This window comes from Knoellia locipacati, from assembly GCF_007992835.1.
In the GTDB taxonomy this organism is placed as follows: Bacteria; Actinomycetota; Actinomycetes; order Actinomycetales; family Dermatophilaceae; genus Knoellia; species Knoellia locipacati.
The window spans coordinates 19905-35372 of record NZ_BKBA01000010.1 but is presented as its reverse complement, the minus strand read 5'-3'; the positions used below and the strand labels follow the sequence as shown (position 1 = coordinate 35372).

Annotated in this window: 14 protein-coding genes; 10 read left to right on the top strand and 4 right to left on the bottom strand. The window is 72.2% G+C overall.

Features of this window, described 5'->3' with window-relative positions:
* Nucleotides 1–48 precede the first annotated feature (48 nt).
* Together KLO01_RS13970 and KLO01_RS17230 are read right to left on the bottom strand one after the other, a co-directional pair.
* Nucleotides 49–342, bottom strand: coding sequence for a WXG100 family type VII secretion target (locus KLO01_RS13970; protein ID WP_147066204.1), 294 nt, complete (start codon nucleotides 340–342; stop codon nucleotides 49–51).
* Entirely contained in the window at nucleotides 342–662 is a 321-nt protein-coding gene (locus KLO01_RS17230; RefSeq protein ID WP_186828068.1) for a WXG100 family type VII secretion target, read from the bottom strand. Before KLO01_RS17230 ends, KLO01_RS13970 begins: the two co-directional genes overlap by 1 nt.
* Before the next feature lie 223 nt (nucleotides 663–885).
* On the opposite strand from KLO01_RS17230, the gene eccD reads away from it, so the two are divergent.
* The 4 genes from eccD to valS all read left to right on the top strand — a co-directional run bounded on the left by eccD (nucleotide 886) and on the right by valS (nucleotide 7559).
* A complete protein-coding gene (eccD, locus tag KLO01_RS13960) occupies nucleotides 886–2217 on the top strand; it encodes a type VII secretion integral membrane protein EccD (protein WP_186828067.1) in 1332 nt (443 codons plus the stop codon).
* Nucleotides 2218–2224: 7 nt separating this feature from the next.
* Entirely contained in the window at nucleotides 2225–3565 is a 1341-nt protein-coding gene (eccB, locus tag KLO01_RS13955) for a type VII secretion protein EccB (RefSeq protein ID WP_147066200.1), read from the top strand.
* A gap of 14 nt (nucleotides 3566–3579) precedes the next feature.
* A complete protein-coding gene (locus tag KLO01_RS13950; RefSeq protein ID WP_147066198.1) occupies nucleotides 3580–4773 on the top strand; it encodes a S8 family serine peptidase in 1194 nt (397 codons plus the stop codon).
* 134 nt (nucleotides 4774–4907) lie between these two features.
* Nucleotides 4908–7559, top strand: a complete 2652-nt coding sequence (valS, locus tag KLO01_RS13945) for a valine--tRNA ligase (protein WP_147066196.1) — start codon at nucleotides 4908–4910, stop codon at nucleotides 7557–7559.
* A gap of 74 nt (nucleotides 7560–7633) precedes the next feature.
* Here valS and KLO01_RS13940 read toward each other — a convergent pair whose 3' ends face one another.
* Nucleotides 7634–8323 carry a hypothetical protein gene (locus KLO01_RS13940; protein ID WP_246136226.1) on the bottom strand — a complete coding sequence of 230 codons (690 nt, stop codon included), beginning with the start codon at nucleotides 8321–8323 and terminating at the stop codon, nucleotides 7634–7636.
* Nucleotides 8324–8491: 168 nt separating this feature from the next.
* Between KLO01_RS13940 and KLO01_RS13935 the strand changes: the two genes are divergently transcribed.
* From KLO01_RS13935 to KLO01_RS13915, 5 genes are read left to right on the top strand one after another with little or no spacing between them, the layout of a single operon-like run.
* Entirely contained in the window at nucleotides 8492–9193 is a 702-nt protein-coding gene (locus KLO01_RS13935) for a DUF4129 domain-containing protein (RefSeq protein WP_186828066.1), read from the top strand.
* A complete protein-coding gene (locus KLO01_RS13930) occupies nucleotides 9190–9687 on the top strand; it encodes a hypothetical protein (protein WP_147066192.1) in 498 nt (165 codons plus the stop codon). Before KLO01_RS13935 ends, KLO01_RS13930 begins: the two co-directional genes overlap by 4 nt.
* Complete coding sequence (locus KLO01_RS13925) at nucleotides 9688–10683, top strand: AAA family ATPase (RefSeq protein WP_147066190.1); 996 nt, start codon at nucleotides 9688–9690, stop codon at nucleotides 10681–10683. It begins immediately after the preceding gene.
* Entirely contained in the window at nucleotides 10680–12119 is a 1440-nt protein-coding gene (locus KLO01_RS13920; protein WP_147066188.1) for a DUF58 domain-containing protein, read from the top strand. Before KLO01_RS13925 ends, KLO01_RS13920 begins: the two co-directional genes overlap by 4 nt.
* The gene (locus tag KLO01_RS13915; protein WP_147066186.1) at nucleotides 12116–12649 is read left to right on the top strand and encodes a hypothetical protein; all 534 of its coding nucleotides are present in this window, start codon (nucleotides 12116–12118) and stop codon (nucleotides 12647–12649) included. Before KLO01_RS13920 ends, KLO01_RS13915 begins: the two co-directional genes overlap by 4 nt.
* A 160-nt stretch (nucleotides 12650–12809) precedes the next feature.
* On the opposite strand, the gene clpX is transcribed toward KLO01_RS13915, so the two are convergent.
* Nucleotides 12810–14084, bottom strand: a complete 1275-nt coding sequence (clpX, locus tag KLO01_RS13910) for an ATP-dependent Clp protease ATP-binding subunit ClpX (protein WP_147066184.1) — start codon at nucleotides 14082–14084, stop codon at nucleotides 12810–12812.
* Between the two features lie 348 nt (nucleotides 14085–14432).
* Between clpX and KLO01_RS13905 the strand changes: the two genes are divergently transcribed.
* The gene (locus KLO01_RS13905) at nucleotides 14433–15377 is read left to right on the top strand and encodes a hypothetical protein (RefSeq protein WP_147066182.1); all 945 of its coding nucleotides are present in this window, start codon (nucleotides 14433–14435) and stop codon (nucleotides 15375–15377) included.
* The last annotated feature ends 91 nt before the right edge of the window (nucleotides 15378–15468 follow it).

Below are 15468 nucleotides of genomic sequence, written 5' to 3'. Positions count from 1 at the left end.
ACCCCGCGTCGGGGTGCCGGCACGAACGGTCACGTCATGACCTGGTGGTCAGGACCAGCTGTTCTTGTTGCGGAGCTCACCGGCGAGGTAGGCCTCCTTGGACTGCTCGACGGCCTTCTTGATGTCGAGAAGGAGCTCGTTGAGGTCCTGGACCTCGGTGCCCCACTTCTTCTTGACCTCTTCGAAGGCGCCCTTGGCGCCGGCTTCCCACTCGCCCATGTGCGGACGGAGGTCGCTCTCCATGTCGGAGACCTTGGTCTTGAGGTCGTTGACGCCCTTGACCATGTCGCCGATCAGCGTGTCGAGGCCGCCACTGCCGACCTTGATGTTCTGGCCACCCATCACTTGCCCCCCATCTGCGAGCTGTACTTGCTGAGCAGGTCGGACGACATCTGGTCGTCGGACGTGTACTGCTTGTCGTTGCTGGTGAGGTTCTCGCGGAAGTGGTCGAGGATGTCGACCAGGTCCTTCGCCTGCGTCGTCCACGCGACCTGCACGTTCTGGAACGCCCCGGCGCCGGCACCCTCCCAGTGCGCCTTCACCTGCTCCATCTGCCCCTGCAGCGTGTTGAGCTTCTGCTTGAGGTCCGTCCGTGCCTGATCCACGATCTGGGCGCTCTTGCCGATGGCTCCTGCGCCGACCTTGATGTTCTGGCTTCCCATGTCACTTCCCTTCTCTTCCTGGTCCCAGGGACCTGGCGGTGGTCCTACCGACCACTCATGGTGGTTGGACCCCGGCCTTGGTCGATCCCCCGAAGTCCTGACAGGGAAGACCATACGGTGGCGAATGCCCTCGGCCAATGGGGAGAACTCCCCGTCTATGCTCGGGTCGTCCGGCGCCGTGGCGCGGGGTCCAGAAGTCATGCACCATCGGGGAGGATCACTCGTGAGCCAGAGCACGGCTGCGTCGCTCGTTCGGCTGTCCGTGTCGTCGGGGACCCGACGCGCCGACCTCGGCATCCCCGGGTCGATCCCGGTCGCCGAGATCATCCCGGACCTCGCCCGCGAGCTGGGGGTGCTCGAACCCCACTCCGCCAGCCTCGGCTACCGACTGCTGCGCGCCGACGGCTCACCCGTCGAGAGCGACAGAAGCCTTGCGGCACAGGGCATCGAGGACGGCTCGGTCCTGGCCCTCGAGCCCAACCGAGCCGATGGCGACAAGGTCTACGACGACGTGGTCGAGGCGGTCGCGGACCTCGTCGAGACCCAGTTCACCCCGTGGACCGCGGCCAACAGCGCGGGCACCGCGGTCGGTGCGTCGGTCGTCCTCTTCCTCGCCGCGGCATACGCGTTGTTCACCGCACGTGACAGCGGCATCCTCATCGCCGCCCTCTCGGGCGTCTGCGCCCTGCTCCTCGTGGGCGCCGCCGCCGTCCTCGCGCACGTGCGCAAGCAGCCCGCCGCTGCGGTCGCGCTCGCGCTCACCGCGGTCGTGTATGCCGGTGTCTCGGGTTTCGCCTCCGTCCCGGACGCCGCGCTCTGGGGCGAGGGCCTGCTGTATGCCGGCGCCGGAGTCGCCGTCGTCGGTGTCCTCGGTGCCGTGGCCGTCACGCGCCACCAGCTCCTCGTCGCTGCGACTGCCGCCGTCGGCATCGCGATGATCGCCCTCGGCGCGCTGAGCCACTACGTCGGCTGGAGCCTCACCACCGTCGCCGCCGCGACGTTCATCGTCGCGGCCCTCGTCGGCAACGTCCTGCCGTGGGTGGGCATCTCCACCAGTCGGCTCACGACGCACCCGCCCAAGACCGACCTCGAGATCTTCGAGGACGTCCCCGAGGTCGAGCGCGACGAGGTGCGCCGGCAGGTGGCTGCCGGCCACGAGCTCATCGTCGCGCTGGGTGTCGCGAGCGCCGCGGTGATGATCCTCTGCACCCCGCAGCTCGTCGCGGCCGGCGCCGCGGGCGCGATGCTCACCTTCGTCGGCTTCGTCGCCACGCTGCTTCGCACCCGGCACAGCCGCACCCGGGTCACGGTGCTCATCGCGATGATCGGTGGCATCACCGGGCTCGCCGTCGCGTCCGTCTCGGCCGCCCAGACCCACCCCGACTGGCGCCCACTCCTGGCCCTGGGGCTCGCGGGCGCCGCCGCGGTCGTCGTGGCCCTGGCGCTCGTCCTGCCCCGCACGCGGGTCCAGCTCGGCCGGGTCGCCGACGCCATCGAGGGCGTCGCCCTCGTCGCCCTCTTCCCGCTGGCGGCCTTCGCCGTCGGTCTCCTCTGAGCGCCCGATGGCCACCAAGAAGGACCTCGTCGAGGCCCAGTCGTTCAGCAAGCGCCGACTCACCACGGCCTTCGTCAGCGGCAGCCCCGGCGGCCGCGAGGTCGAGCCGCACCGACCCATGAAGGCCGTCATCGGCGGTCTCGCGCTCACCGTCGTCCTCGTCATCGGCAGCATGGCCTTCGGGTGGCTCAAGGGGTCGCTGCCGCAGAACTGGGGCGACAACAAGCTCGTCATCGCCAAGACCAGCGGCGCGCGCTACATCTCCATCAAGGAGACGCTGCACCCCGTCCTCAACACGACGAGCGCCCGGCTGCTCATCCCGGCCAACAGCTTCGAGGTCATCACCGTCGCCGACGACAAGCTGGCCAAGCAGAAACGTGGCTCCACCATCGGCATCCTCGGCGCGCCCGACTCGCTCACGCCCCCCGACGCCCTGACCAACAGCGGCTGGGTGTCGTGCCTCGGCACCGAGGGTGGGGTGACGACCGCCGTCGGCGCCTCGGCCAAGAGCGCTCCCGCGGTCGACGAGGCGAGCGTGGTCACCACCGGCAAGGAGACCTTCGTCATCGCCGGCGGGATGCGCTACCCCGTCGCGGCGGCCAACCTCTCCGCCGTGACGCTCGCCCTCGGTCTCGACGGCAGGCCCCCGCAGGCCGCCCCGGCCGTGTGGACCAACCTCTTCGCGCTCGGCCCGGCCCTCGAGCCGCTGCGCCTGCCCACCTTCGGCAAGCCCGCACCCGGCCTCCCGCCCGGCGCCACCGTCGGCTCCGTGCTCGCCGTCGCCAACAGCGGACAGGCCGCACGTCGCTACCTCGTCAACTCCGCCGGTGAGCTCGAGCCGCTGCCCGACCTGGCGCACGCCCTCTACCGGATCGGCTCGGGCAGCACGACCGAGGACCTCCCGGTCACCCCGGCCCAGGTCACCCAGCTCAAGGTTGGCCCGCAGCGCGTGGCTCCCCCGGCGTGGCCGACGTCCCTGCCCTCACCCGTCGCAGAGGCCCCCTGCGCCGCGCTCACGACGTCGCGCGGCAACCAGCCCAAGGTCGACCTCTCCACGTCGACGTCGGTGCGCCCCCAGGCGAGCGGGACCAAGACGACCGTCGACCTCGGCACCGGGGCCCTGGTCCGCGCCGTGGGTGCCGGGTCGCTGAGCGCCGGACCGCTGCTCGCCATCGACCAGACCGGCACGTCCTACGCCATCGACGGCTCGACCCCCGACCTGCTGCAGCGGCTCGGCTACCGACCCGAGGACGTCGCGCCCGTGCCCCAGGCCTGGTCCGAGCTCTTCCGCACCGGACCCGAGCTCAGTGTCGAGGCCGCCCAGACCACCGTGGCCGCCGCGTCGTGAGGCACCACCGCGTCGTGACCGCCACGGGGGCGCTGGCCCTCGTCGCGAGCAGCCTCGTCGCACCCGTCGCTGCGCCGTCGGCGCGGGCCGAGGCCCGTGAGTGCACCGAGGGCGTCACCCGGTTCGTCCAGCAGGCGCCGCCGGCCGTCGCCCGGCTCGGCGCCCCGACCGCGTGGTCGCTGTCCACCGGCACCGGCGTGGTCGTGGCCGTCGTCGACTCCGGGGTCGCCGCCAACAACATCCACTTCCCCCGGGGTTCGGTCCTGCCCGGCAAGAGCTTCGTCGGTGGCGCCGCCACGACCGACGAGTCCGGTCACGGCACGGCGATCGCGGGCGTCATCGCCGCGCGCGACATCGGCGAGAAGTCCGGCGTGGTCGGCATCGCCCCCGCGGCGACGATCCTCCCCGTCAAGATCACGGGCGGGCAGGACGGCGGCGACGAGGAGCAGCAGCGCTCGGCCAACCTGGCGCCGGGCATCGCCTACGCGGTGGCCGCCGGCGCCGACGTCATCAACCTCTCCCTCTCGACGACCGCGAACCGCGCCGACGTCCGCGGCGCCGTCGCTGCCGCCGTCAAGGCCGGTGTCATCGTCGTCGCGTCCGGGGGCAACCGCGAGCAGGCGGCCGACGCCAAGGACGGGCTGCGCTACCCCGCCGCCTACCCGGGAGTGATCGGGGTCGCCGCCACCAACGGCGCCGACGTCGTCACCGCCAACTCCATCCGCGGGCCCCAGGTCGACCTGTCGGCCCCGGGCGACAACGTCATCTCCACGTTCCGCTCGTGGGGCGACTGCGTCTTCTCGCAGGAGCAGCAGTCGAGCAGCTATGCCACCGCCTACGTCGCCGGGGCCGCGGCGCTCCTGCGACAGAAGTTCCCCCAGGCCTCGGCCGCCGTCATCGCCCACCGGCTCGAGGCGACCGCGTCCCGCGGGTCCCGGACCGTGCGCAACGACGCCGCCGGCTGGGGGGTCGTCCAGCCCTACGAGGCGATGACCGCCGTCCTCGACGACACCGTCGCCGGCCCGGTGGCACCCGGTGGCGTGGCCCGGCCGACGCCCCCACCCGCGGTGTCGACCATCGACCTCACCCCGGCGCCGGACCCGCGAGCACCCGACCGCAACGCCGTCCTCTGGCTCCTCCTCGGTGTCGGCGCGGCCGTCCTCGGGCTCGGCATGGCCCGGATGCTGCGCCAACCGCAACGGTCCTGAGACGTCCGCGCTCACGCGCGACGGCGCACGGGCAGCGGTCGGGGGGCGCGGGTCCCACGCTCTGGGTGGGCCGGCATACCGCGGCCGAGGAACCCGGTTGGGAGCACAGGTGAGGTTCTGGGAGAATTCCGCTCATGTCTGCTGACCTCACCTCGTCTCGCGCTGCCACGATTCCGGAGCGCCCCTCGCTGGACGGCCTCGAGGACAAGTGGGGACAGGTATGGGCGGAGCAGCAGACCTACACGTTCGACCGTGACGCGGCGCTCGCCGGGCCGCGCTCGGCGGTCTTCTCGATCGACACTCCCCCGCCGACCGCGTCGGGCAGCCTGCACATGGGTCACGTGTTCTCGTACACGCACACCGACTGCATGGCGCGCTACAAGCGGATGGCCGGCTTCAACGTCTTCTACCCGATCGGCTGGGACGACAACGGCCTGCCCACCGAGAAGCGCGTCCAGAACTACTACGGCGTGCGCGGCGACGCCTCGCTGCCCCACGACCCGACGTTCGAGCCGCCGCACCGGGGCGACGCCAAGAGCCTGCGCGCGGGCGACGCGATGCCGATCTCGCGCCAGAACTTCATCGAGCTCTGCGACGAGCTGACCGTCGAGGACGAGAAGGCGTTCGAGTCGCTCTTCCGCCGGCTCGGCCAGTCCTTCGACTGGGACATCTCCTACCGCACCATCGACGACCACTCCCGCGCGACGGCGCAGCAGGCGTTCCTGCGCAACCTCGCCCGCGGCGAGGCCTACCAGGCCGAGGCCCCCGGGCTGTGGGACGTCACCTTCCAGACGGCCGTCGCCCAGGCCGAGCTCGAGGCGCGCGACTACCCCGGCGCCTACCACCGCGTCGCGTTCCACGGCGCCGACGGACCCATCCACATCGAGACGACGCGTCCCGAGCTCATCCCGTCGGTCGTCGCTCTCATCGCCCACCCGGACGACGAGCGGTATGCCGGCCTGTTCGGCTCCACGGTCACGTCACCGTTGTTCGGGGTCGAGGTGCCAGTGGTGGCGCACCCGATGGCCGAGATGGACAAGGGCGCCGGTATCGCCATGTGCTGCACCTTCGGTGACCTCACCGACGTCATCTGGTGGCGCGAGCTCCAGCTGCCGACCCGGTCGGTCATCACCCGCCAGGGACGGATCCAGGCCGAGACGCCGGAGTGGATCGCCGGCGGACCGGGCGCCGAGCTGTTCGGCGAGCTCGCCGGCAAGACCGTGCACTCGGCACGCGAGCTCGTCGTCGCCGCGCTGCGCGAGACCGGGGACCTCGACGGCGAGCCCAAGGCGACCCAGCGCAAAGCCAACTTCTACGAGCGTGGCGAGAAGCCGCTCGAGATCGTCACCTCGCGCCAGTGGTACATCCGCAACGGCGGCCGCGACGCCGACCTCAACGGCAAGCTCATCGGGCAGGGCCAGTCCATCGACTTCCACCCGTCGTTCATGCAGGCCCGCTACGCCAACTGGGTGGCCGGCCTCAACGGCGACTGGCTCGTGTCGCGCCAGCGCTTCTTCGGTGTGCCGATCCCGGTCTGGTACCCCCTCGACGCCGACGGCGAGCCGGTGTGGGACTCCCCCATCGTGCCGACCGAGGAGTCGCTGCCGATCGACCCCGTGTCGCAGGCGCCCCAGGGCTACGACGAGTCGCAGCGCGGCCAGGCCGGCGGTTTCACCGGCGACCCCGACGTGCTCGACACCTGGGCGACCTCGTCGCTCTCGCCGCAGATCGCCGCGGGCTGGCGCAGCGTCGACGAGTCCGGCTCGGTGACGACCGACCCCGTCTTCGACAAGGTCTTCCCGATGGACGTGCGTCCGCAGGGCCACGACATCATCCGCACCTGGCTCTTCGCGACGGTCGTGCGCGCCTACTTCGAGCACGGCACGGTGCCGTGGACCAACGCGGCGATCAGCGGCTGGATCCTCGACCCCGACCGCAAGAAGATGAGCAAGTCCAAGGGCAACGTCGTCACGCCCGAGGACGTCCTGCGCGAGCACTCCGCCGACGCCGTGCGCTACTGGGCGGCCTCGGGTCGCCTCGGCACCGACGCCGCCTACGACGTGGGCCAGATGAAGGTCGGCCGCCGCCTGGCGATCAAGGTCCTCAACGCCTCGAAGTTCGCGCTCTCGTTCGGTGAGGTGGACGGCGACCTGGCCGCGCAGGTGACCAACCCGCTCGACCGGGCGCTGCTCGCCGGTCTGCGCGAGGTCGTCGAGAAGGCCACCGCCGGTTTCGAGTCGTGGGACTACACCCGCTCGCTCGAGGTCACCGAGACGTTCTTCTGGACGTTCTGCGACGACTACCTCGAGCTCGTCAAGGACCGCGCCTACGGCTCGCAGGGTGACGCCGAGGCGGCGTCCGCCCGCGCGACGCTGCGGATCGCGCTCGACGTCGTGCTCCGGCTGCTCGCGCCGTTCCTGCCCTACGTCACCGAGGAGGCGTGGTCGTGGTGGCACGACGGCTCCGTCCACGTGACGTCGTGGCCGACGTCCGACGAGGTCGCCGCCGCCGACGACGGCGTCGACCCCGGCATGCTCGGTGCCGTCGGCTCGGCCCTCGCGACGGTCCGCAAGAGCAAGTCCGAGGCCAAGCTGTCGATGCGGGCCGAGGTCGCACGGATCACCCTCGGCGGTCCCGAGCACCTGCTCGCACACGTCCGCGCGGGCGAGGACGACCTGCGCGCCGCGGGCAAGATCACCGGCTCGCTCGACCTCGTCCCGGCCGACGCCTGGGGCGCGAGCGACGTCGAGCTCATCCCGGTGGAGAAGCCCAAGCCCCAGCAGTGACCTCGGGGACACCGACGACGCCCTGACCGGCCCGAGGCTGCTCCTCGCCTTCGCTCTGCCGCGCCCCGGGAGGGTCAGGCGTTCGACGGGGCCCGCACGCCGCCCATCGACCGCTCGGTCGCCCACGAGCGGATGCGACGGTGCCCGGTCGGCTGCACGACGAACCACGGCACGTCCCAGCCGCTGAGGCCGAGGCGGTGCTCGACGAGCGTGTCGCGCCGGAGGTGCCCCACGCGTCCGGTGCCGGGGTCGTAGACGTCGAGGATGCGGTCCCCGTCGCCGGGCAGGACGAGCACGACGTGGCGGGGCAGCGTCGTGCTCCCGACGTAGAGCAGCCCCGGCTCACCCTCCGCGACGACGTCGAGGAGGCGCTCGAAGGCGGTGCGCAGGCTGGCCCCCGACAGGGGGCGGAGGGCGTCCACGTCGTAGAGCGTGCCGGTCGTCGCCGCGCCGTACTCGAGCTCGCGCTTGGCTCCCCACGGCGGAGTTCCCAGGGCGCGCGGCCAAGGCAGGTTGACCCGGCTCGGGCCCGCGAACAGACCGTTGGTGCGTCGCATGACGACACGCTCGTAGGCCGCGAACCGCTCACCCTCGGTCGCCCCCGCCGGTGACCCCGGCGGGTTGGGGCTGCCGGTCCGCACCCAGCTCGCGAAGGCGGGGTCGACGAGCATCCGGGCGACGGTGAGGCAGGCCGACCCGCACGTCACCGGCGACTGCTGGACCGGGCCGGTGTCACCGGCGCGAAGTCGGTAGGGGGTGGCCACGACGCCATCCTCGCCGCTCCCGCCCCCACTCCGCCAGCCCCCTTCTCCGGCGTGTCCCCGGCACGTCACATGCGGGTGCGCCCGCGGCTCGGCACCGGCCCCGGTCACGTCCCCGACGGCGGGGATTCTCCGTCCCGGACGCGACCCGGAGGCATAGGCTCACGTCACATGGGGCGACGCGAATGGGCATGGACGGCAGGCACCGCGGCCGCGCTGCTGCTCGCTGCCTGGGTGTCGGTGGCGGGCCCGATCGCCGCCTTCACGACGCCGGGGCTGAGCCCACCGACCGACAACGAGTTCGGGGAGCTCGTCGAGCCCGACACCGGTGACGCGCGCACCCCCGGCGCCGACCGGGTCAGGAGTGTCGAGGACAACGAGCTCATCGCGTCGATCGTGGCGTGGACCCTGCGGGTCCTCCTCGTCGTCGTCGTCCTCGTCGTCGCGCTGCTCGTGGCACGGGCGGTCCTGCGCCGCCTCCGCCGCGACACCGTGACCCCGAAGGACGACGTCGAGGCGCCGGTGCTGCCCGACGTGCTCCTCGCCGGCGTCCGGGCGAGCGAGGCCGAGCTCGACCGCGGCACCTCGAGCGAGGCGGTGATCAACGCGTGGCTCGCCCTCGAGCGGACGGCCCTCGAGGTCGGCATCGACGACGACCTCGCGCGCACACCCACCGAGCTCGTCGCGGCGGTGCTCGAGGGCTACGACGTCGACCGGCCGTCCATCCAGCGTCTCGCCGCGCTCTACCGTGAGGCCCGCTTCTCCGTCCACCCGATCGGCGAGGCGCACCGGGGTGCCGCCCGCGAGGCCCTGCGCACGGTGCGCGAGGAGCTCACCCGCCCCCTGCAGGCCATGGGCGGGACCCGGCGATGAGTCAGCGCCTTGCCGACCTCGTGCGCGGCAACGAGATCGCGACCGCCGTCGCGGTCGCCGCCGTGCTCGGCCTCGCGGTGAGCCTGGTCCCCGTCCTCGAGCGACCCCTGCTCCTCCTCGCCTCCACGGGCCTCCTGCTCGTCGTCGCCGCGCTGGCGATCTGGCTGCTGCGCTCGCACCGGGAGGTCGAGTGGACGACGAGCGGCGGCACACCCGAACGCGTCCGTGGCAGCGACCGACGGGTCACCTCGCTCTCGCGCACCATCGACGCAGCGCTCACCGGCGACGAGGCGGCGCGGGCCGACGTCCGCGAGCTCGTGCGCTCCGCCGCCGAGGCCAGCCTCACCGCGCAGCGGCTGGCACCCACCCCGACCGACGACGCCACGCGAGCCGCGCTGGGACCTGCGCTCACGGCATACCTGACCTCCGCGACACCTCGCCCGGTGACCACCGACGAGCTCGCATCGTTCATCACCACCCTCGAGGAGCACTGAGTGAGCGACACCCCCACCCTGCGTGAGGTCGCCGACCTCTCCGCCCAGATCCTGTCGGCCGTCGAGCGGGCCGTCGTCGGCAAGCGCGAGAGCCTCGAGCTCGTCCTCGCGGGTCTGCTCTCCGGCGGTCACGTCCTCATGGAGGACTTCCCCGGCCTCGGCAAGACGCTCGCGGCGCGGTCGTTCGCGCAGGCGCTCGGCATCGACTTCGCCCGGGCGCAGTTCACGCCCGACCTGCTGCCCAGCGACCTCACTGGCGCGTTCATCTACGACCAGCGCACGCACGAGTTCGTCTTCCGCCGCGGGCCGCTGTTCACGCAGCTGCTGCTCGCCGACGAGATCAACCGCACCCCTCCCAAGACGCAGGCCGCGCTGCTCGAGGCGATGCAGGAGGGGCAGATCACCGTCGAGGGCGAGACGTTCACCCTCGATCGCCCCTTCCACGTCCTCGCGACGGCCAACCCGGTCGAGTACGAAGGCACCTATCCCCTCCCCGAGGCGCAGCTCGACCGGTTCCTGCTGCGGGTCTCGTTCGGCTACCCCGGCGCGGCCGACGAGTGGGAGGTCCTGCGCCGCCGCATCGACCGCCGACAGGAGGCGCAGACCGTCCCGGCGATCACCGACGCCCCCGGGTTCGTCGCGATGCAGCGGGCCGTCGAGACGGTCACCGTCGACGAGAGCGTGGGCCGCTACTGCGTGCGGCTCGCCGCCGCGACCCGCTCGCACGCGAGTCTCGTCCTGGGGGCCTCTCCGCGCGGCTCGCTCGCGCTCATGCTCGCCAGCCGCGCGTATGCCGTGGTCCGCGGCCGCGACTACGTCACCCCCGAGGACGTCAAGGCCGTCGCGCACGCCGCGCTGGACCACCGCGTCACGGTGCGGCCGGAGCTGTGGATCAACGACGTCACCGCCGAGAGCGTCATCAGCGCGATCCTGTCGTCGGTGCCGACGCCCTCGCCGACCGAGGGCGAGAGGCGCACCGGGTACGAGGGGCCGTGAGCGACACCGACTCCGTGGCCGGCGACTCCGTGGCCGGCGACTCCCCGGCCGGCGGCACCGCCGTGGCGGAGGTGCCCGGGGGCACCGCCCTCTCGGCGCGCTGGCGTCCCACGCCAGCGCACACCCGCGCCATCGTGGTGAGCCTGCTGCTCCTCGGCATCGGTGCGGTGATGCGTCGCCCCGACGCCGTCGCGCTGGGCACGCCGCTCGCCGTCGTCGCCGTCTGGGCGCACGTACGACGCCCCACCGTGTCACCGGTCGTGCACGCCTGGCTGCGCCACTCGGTCCTGCGCGAGGGCCAGACGACGGCGTGGACCGCCTCCGTCGAGCCCGGGCCGGGGGTCGAGGACGTCGGGCTCGCGGTCACCGAGACCGAGTTCACGCGCTACACCCCGACGAGCCAGGCGGTGACCGTGGGTGACGTGCGGGGTGGGCCCGTGCGGCTCGACGTCTTCTGCCAGAGCATGCGGTGGGGGCTGCGGCGTCTCGGCCCGGCCACCTGCGCCGTGGGCAGTGCGTTCGGCGCGCACGTGTGGGAGCCGGGGCCCGTCCACGCGCCCCTCGTGCCGACCGTCCCGCTGCCCGAGGCGTTCTCGGCCCGCAGCCCTGCTCCGGACCCCGACGGGCTCGTCGGGCGGAGCCGCTCGCGGCACCAGGGCGACGGCAGCGAGCTCGCGGACGTGCGCGCCTTCCGCTTCGGTGACCGCCTCCGTCGCATCCACTGGCCGGTCTCGGTGCGCACCGGTGAGCTCCACGTCACGACGACGTACGCCGACGAGGACAGCGAGATCCTCCTGCTCGTCGACGCCATGCAGGACCTCGGCCGCAGCACCGGCTTCGAGGGCGAGGGCAGCAGCCTCGACAACGGCGTCCGTGCCGCCGCGGCCGTCGCGGAGCACTACCTGCGCGCCGGGGACCGTGTGGGGGTGCAGGTGCTCGGGGCACACCAGAGTCCCCGTCTGGCTCCCGGACTCGGCACCAACCAGCTGCGCCGCATCCTCGACGTCCTCGCCCGGGTGCGGGTCGCCGACGGCGGCGTCGTCGACGAGAAGCGGCTGCGCGGGCAGCTCCAGCACCCCGTCTCGGCCGGCACCCTCGTCGTGTTCCTCACCCCGGCGGTCTCGGTCCAGGTGCTCGCGCACGCCGCTCAGCTGGCCCGTCGCGGCACCTCGACGATCGTCGTCGACACGCTTCCGCGCACCATGGCCACCGGGGACCTCACCGACGAGCAGCTCGCCGGGCTGGTCCCGGAGCGCTCGGCGTCGGCCACGGCCCGCCTCGCCTGGAGGCTTCGGCTCCTCGAGCGCTCGCGTGAGGTGTCGCGGACCCGGCTCAGCGGCGTACCCATCGTTCCGTGGGTCGGCCCCGGCACCCTCGACCTCGTCATGCGCGACATCGCCCGCCAGCGACGCTCACCCAGGGTCGTGACCCGATGAGGTCGCGCTCGCAGAACGTCCTGCGTGCCGTCATCGCGGTCGTGTCGGTCGGGCTCGCCATCCTCACGGTGACGGTGGGCCCGCTCGGCTCGGTGGTCGCCGCACTCCTGCTCACCGCCCTCACGCCCTTCGTCGTCCTCGACCCGGGGTCGCGGATCACGGCGCTGCTCATCACCCTGCACGGTCTCCACTGGCTCATGAGCAACACGGTCCCCGACGGGATGCGCGACTGGGTGCTCACCCTCGTCATGGCGTGCGGGCTGCTGACGATCCACCTCGCGGCGGCACTGGCGGCGACGCTGCCGCAGAGTGCGCCCGTCCCCCGTGCGAGCGTCGAGCGCTGGGGGCGCCGTGGGCTGGCCGTCCTCGGGCTCTCGGTCCCGGTGTGGGCGCTGCTCGTGTCGCAGACGGCGTCCCGTCCCGGCGGGGACCCGGTGGCGACGTATGCCGCGCTGGCGGCACTCGCGCTCCTCGGACTGGCGCTCTGGCTCTCGCTCGCGAAGGCTCCGGTGCAGCGCCGCGAGCGCTGAGTCGCGCTCGCCGAAGGCCAAGGCTCCGGGCTCGGCGCCGGGAGCACTGAACCGCGCGCTCGGTGAGGCCGGCGGTCCGGGCACACGGCCGGCACCTCGGCCGGTCGTGCCGGTGGCCGTTCGCCGTCCGGGTCCGCGTCCCCGTGCGGGGACGACGGGCTCAGGCGGTGCGCTTGCGCCGCTTGGGTCCGGCGTCGCGGCGCACGACCGTCGGCAGGACGTTCTTGCGGACGACCTCGTCGGTGACGACCACCTTGGTGATCTCGTCGTCGCTCGGCACGTCGAACATCACGGGGAGGAGGACCTCCTCCATGATCGCGCGCAGACCACGGGCGCCGGTGCCGCGGGCGAGAGCCTGCTCGGCGACGGCCTCGACGGCCTCGTCGGTGAACTCGAGCTCGACGCCGTCGATGCGGAACATCTTCTGGTACTGCTTGATGAGCGCGTTGCGCGGCTCGGTGAGGATCTGGACCAGGGCGCTCGTGTCGAGCGGCGTGACCGTCGTGATGACGGGGAGGCGGCCGATGAACTCGGGGATGAGCCCGAACTTCATGAGGTCCTCGGGCATGACCTCGTGGATCGACTCGGCGAGGTCCTTGGGCGTGTGCAGCTCGGAGCCGAAGCCCAGGCCCTTCTTGCCGTTGCGCGACTCGATGAGCTTCTCGAGGCCGGCGAAGGCGCCGCCGACGATGAAGAGCACGTTGGTCGTGTCGATCTGGATGAACTCCTGGTGCGGGTGCTTGCGACCACCCTGGGGCGGAACGCTCGCCGTCGTGCCCTCGAGGATCTTGAGCAGCGCCTGCTGCACGCCCTCACCCGACACGTCACGCGTGATGCTCGGGTTCTCGGACTTGCGGGCGATCTTGTCGACCTCGTCGATGTAGATGATGCCCGTCTCGGCCTTCTTGACGTCGTAGTCGGCGGCCTGGATGAGCTTGAGGAGGATGTTCTCGACGTCCTCACCGACGTAGCCGGCCTCGGTCAGGGCCGTCGCGTCGGCGATGGCGAAGGGGACGTTGAGCATCTTGGCGAGGGTCTGCGCGAGGTAGGTCTTGCCGCAGCCGGTCGGCCCGATGAGCAGGATGTTGGACTTGGAGATGTCGACGTGGTCGGCGTCCTTCTTGCCGATCGCGTCACCCGCCTGGATCCGCTTGTAGTGGTTGTAGACGGCGACGGCCAGCGACCTCTTGGCGACGTCCTGCCCGATGATGTACTGCTGCAGGAAGTCGAAGATCTCCTTGGGCTTCGGCAGCTCGTCGAGGCCACCGAGCTCGGAGGACTCGGCGAGCTCCTCCTCGATGATCTCGTTGCAGAGCTCGATGCACTCGTCGCAGATGTAGACCGCGGGTCCGGCGATGAGCTTCTTGACCTGCTTCTGGGACTTGCCGCAGAAGGAGCACTTCAGCAGATCGCTGGTCTCTCCGACTCGTGCCACTGGGTCCGGTCCCTTCGCTTGACGACTGGTGCCGCTGGCACGACCCGGGGTCGGGCTGCTGCGACGTCACCGACACTACTTCGAGAGCGCGTCGACGCAACCCATTCAACGCCTCCGACACGGGGTGAGTCGCGCTTGTCCGCTCTCGGCAGAACGGTGCCCACGCGCGGCGGCAAGCCACTCCCCAGTGATGGTTGAACGCTCACCTCACCACCCACCGTGGCGTTGTCGGGGCCATCTCGCGTCGTCGCCTCATGATCTCCACCCGACGACGCAGGAAGCCCCCGACAGCCCACTGCCTGTGGATGACGCAACGGCGCCGGGGGCGATCGCTGCCACGCTGGGTCGATGCTCGGACCACCGGCCCACCCGGCCTTCGACCCCACGTGCCTGCACCTCGCGGCCGACCTGCGGCGGCTCGGCATCGAGCCGACCCGTGGCGCGTGGCACCAGGTGAGGCACGGGGTCTGGGTCCGGGCGGACGCCTTCGCGGCCATGGACCCGCTCCACCGGCACGCCGCTCTCGTGCACGCCTCCGCGCTCACGCGTCGAGGTCCCGGCGAGCTCGTGTTCGCCCGGGAGGCCGCCGCCGCACTCTGGGGGCTCCCCCGCATCACGCCGTGGCCGACCCACGTCCACCACCTCGTCACCCGCCGGGGTGTCAGCGGCGCCACGGTCCTGCGCCCCTTCCTCGGCACCGAGGCCGAGCCCGTTGACGTCGACGGTCTCCTCGTGACCTCCGTGGCTCGCACAGTCGTCGACCTGGCCCGGACCGGCACCTTGCACGACGCCGTCACCGCCGCCGACCACGCGCTGCGCCACGGCCTCTGCACGCGTGCCGAGCTGCTCGACGAGGCGACATCCATCCCCGCGCGCGGTCACGGACGTGGTGCGGCTGGTCTCGTGGCAGAGCTCGCCGACGGTCGGAGCATGTCGCACGGAGAGAGCCTCTCGCGCGTGCAGATGTTCGTGCTCCGGCTCCCCCGTCCGGAGCTCCAGGTGGCCTTCCACGACGACCTGGGGCACATCGGGGACACCGACTTCGGCTGGAAGGGAGTCGCCGGGGAGTTCGACGGCCGGCTCAAGTACCGCGTCCCGCCCGGTGGCAGCGCGCAGGACGTCGAGCGCGTCGTCTGGGCCGAGAAGAAGCGCGAAGACCGGCTGCGCAGGCAGGCCCGCGTGGCTCGGTGGGTGTGGGCGGAGGCAGTGCAGAAGTACCGCCTCGCCGCCATCCTCGCGCAGGTCGGCATCACCCCGGAGCGGCGCAGCGCGTGGTTCGACCTGGGCGCCTGAGCACCCGGACGCGGTTGTCGCCACCATCTCGCGACGTCGGGGCCACATCTGGGCCCGACGACGCACGATGGGCCCGACAACCGGGGCCGGG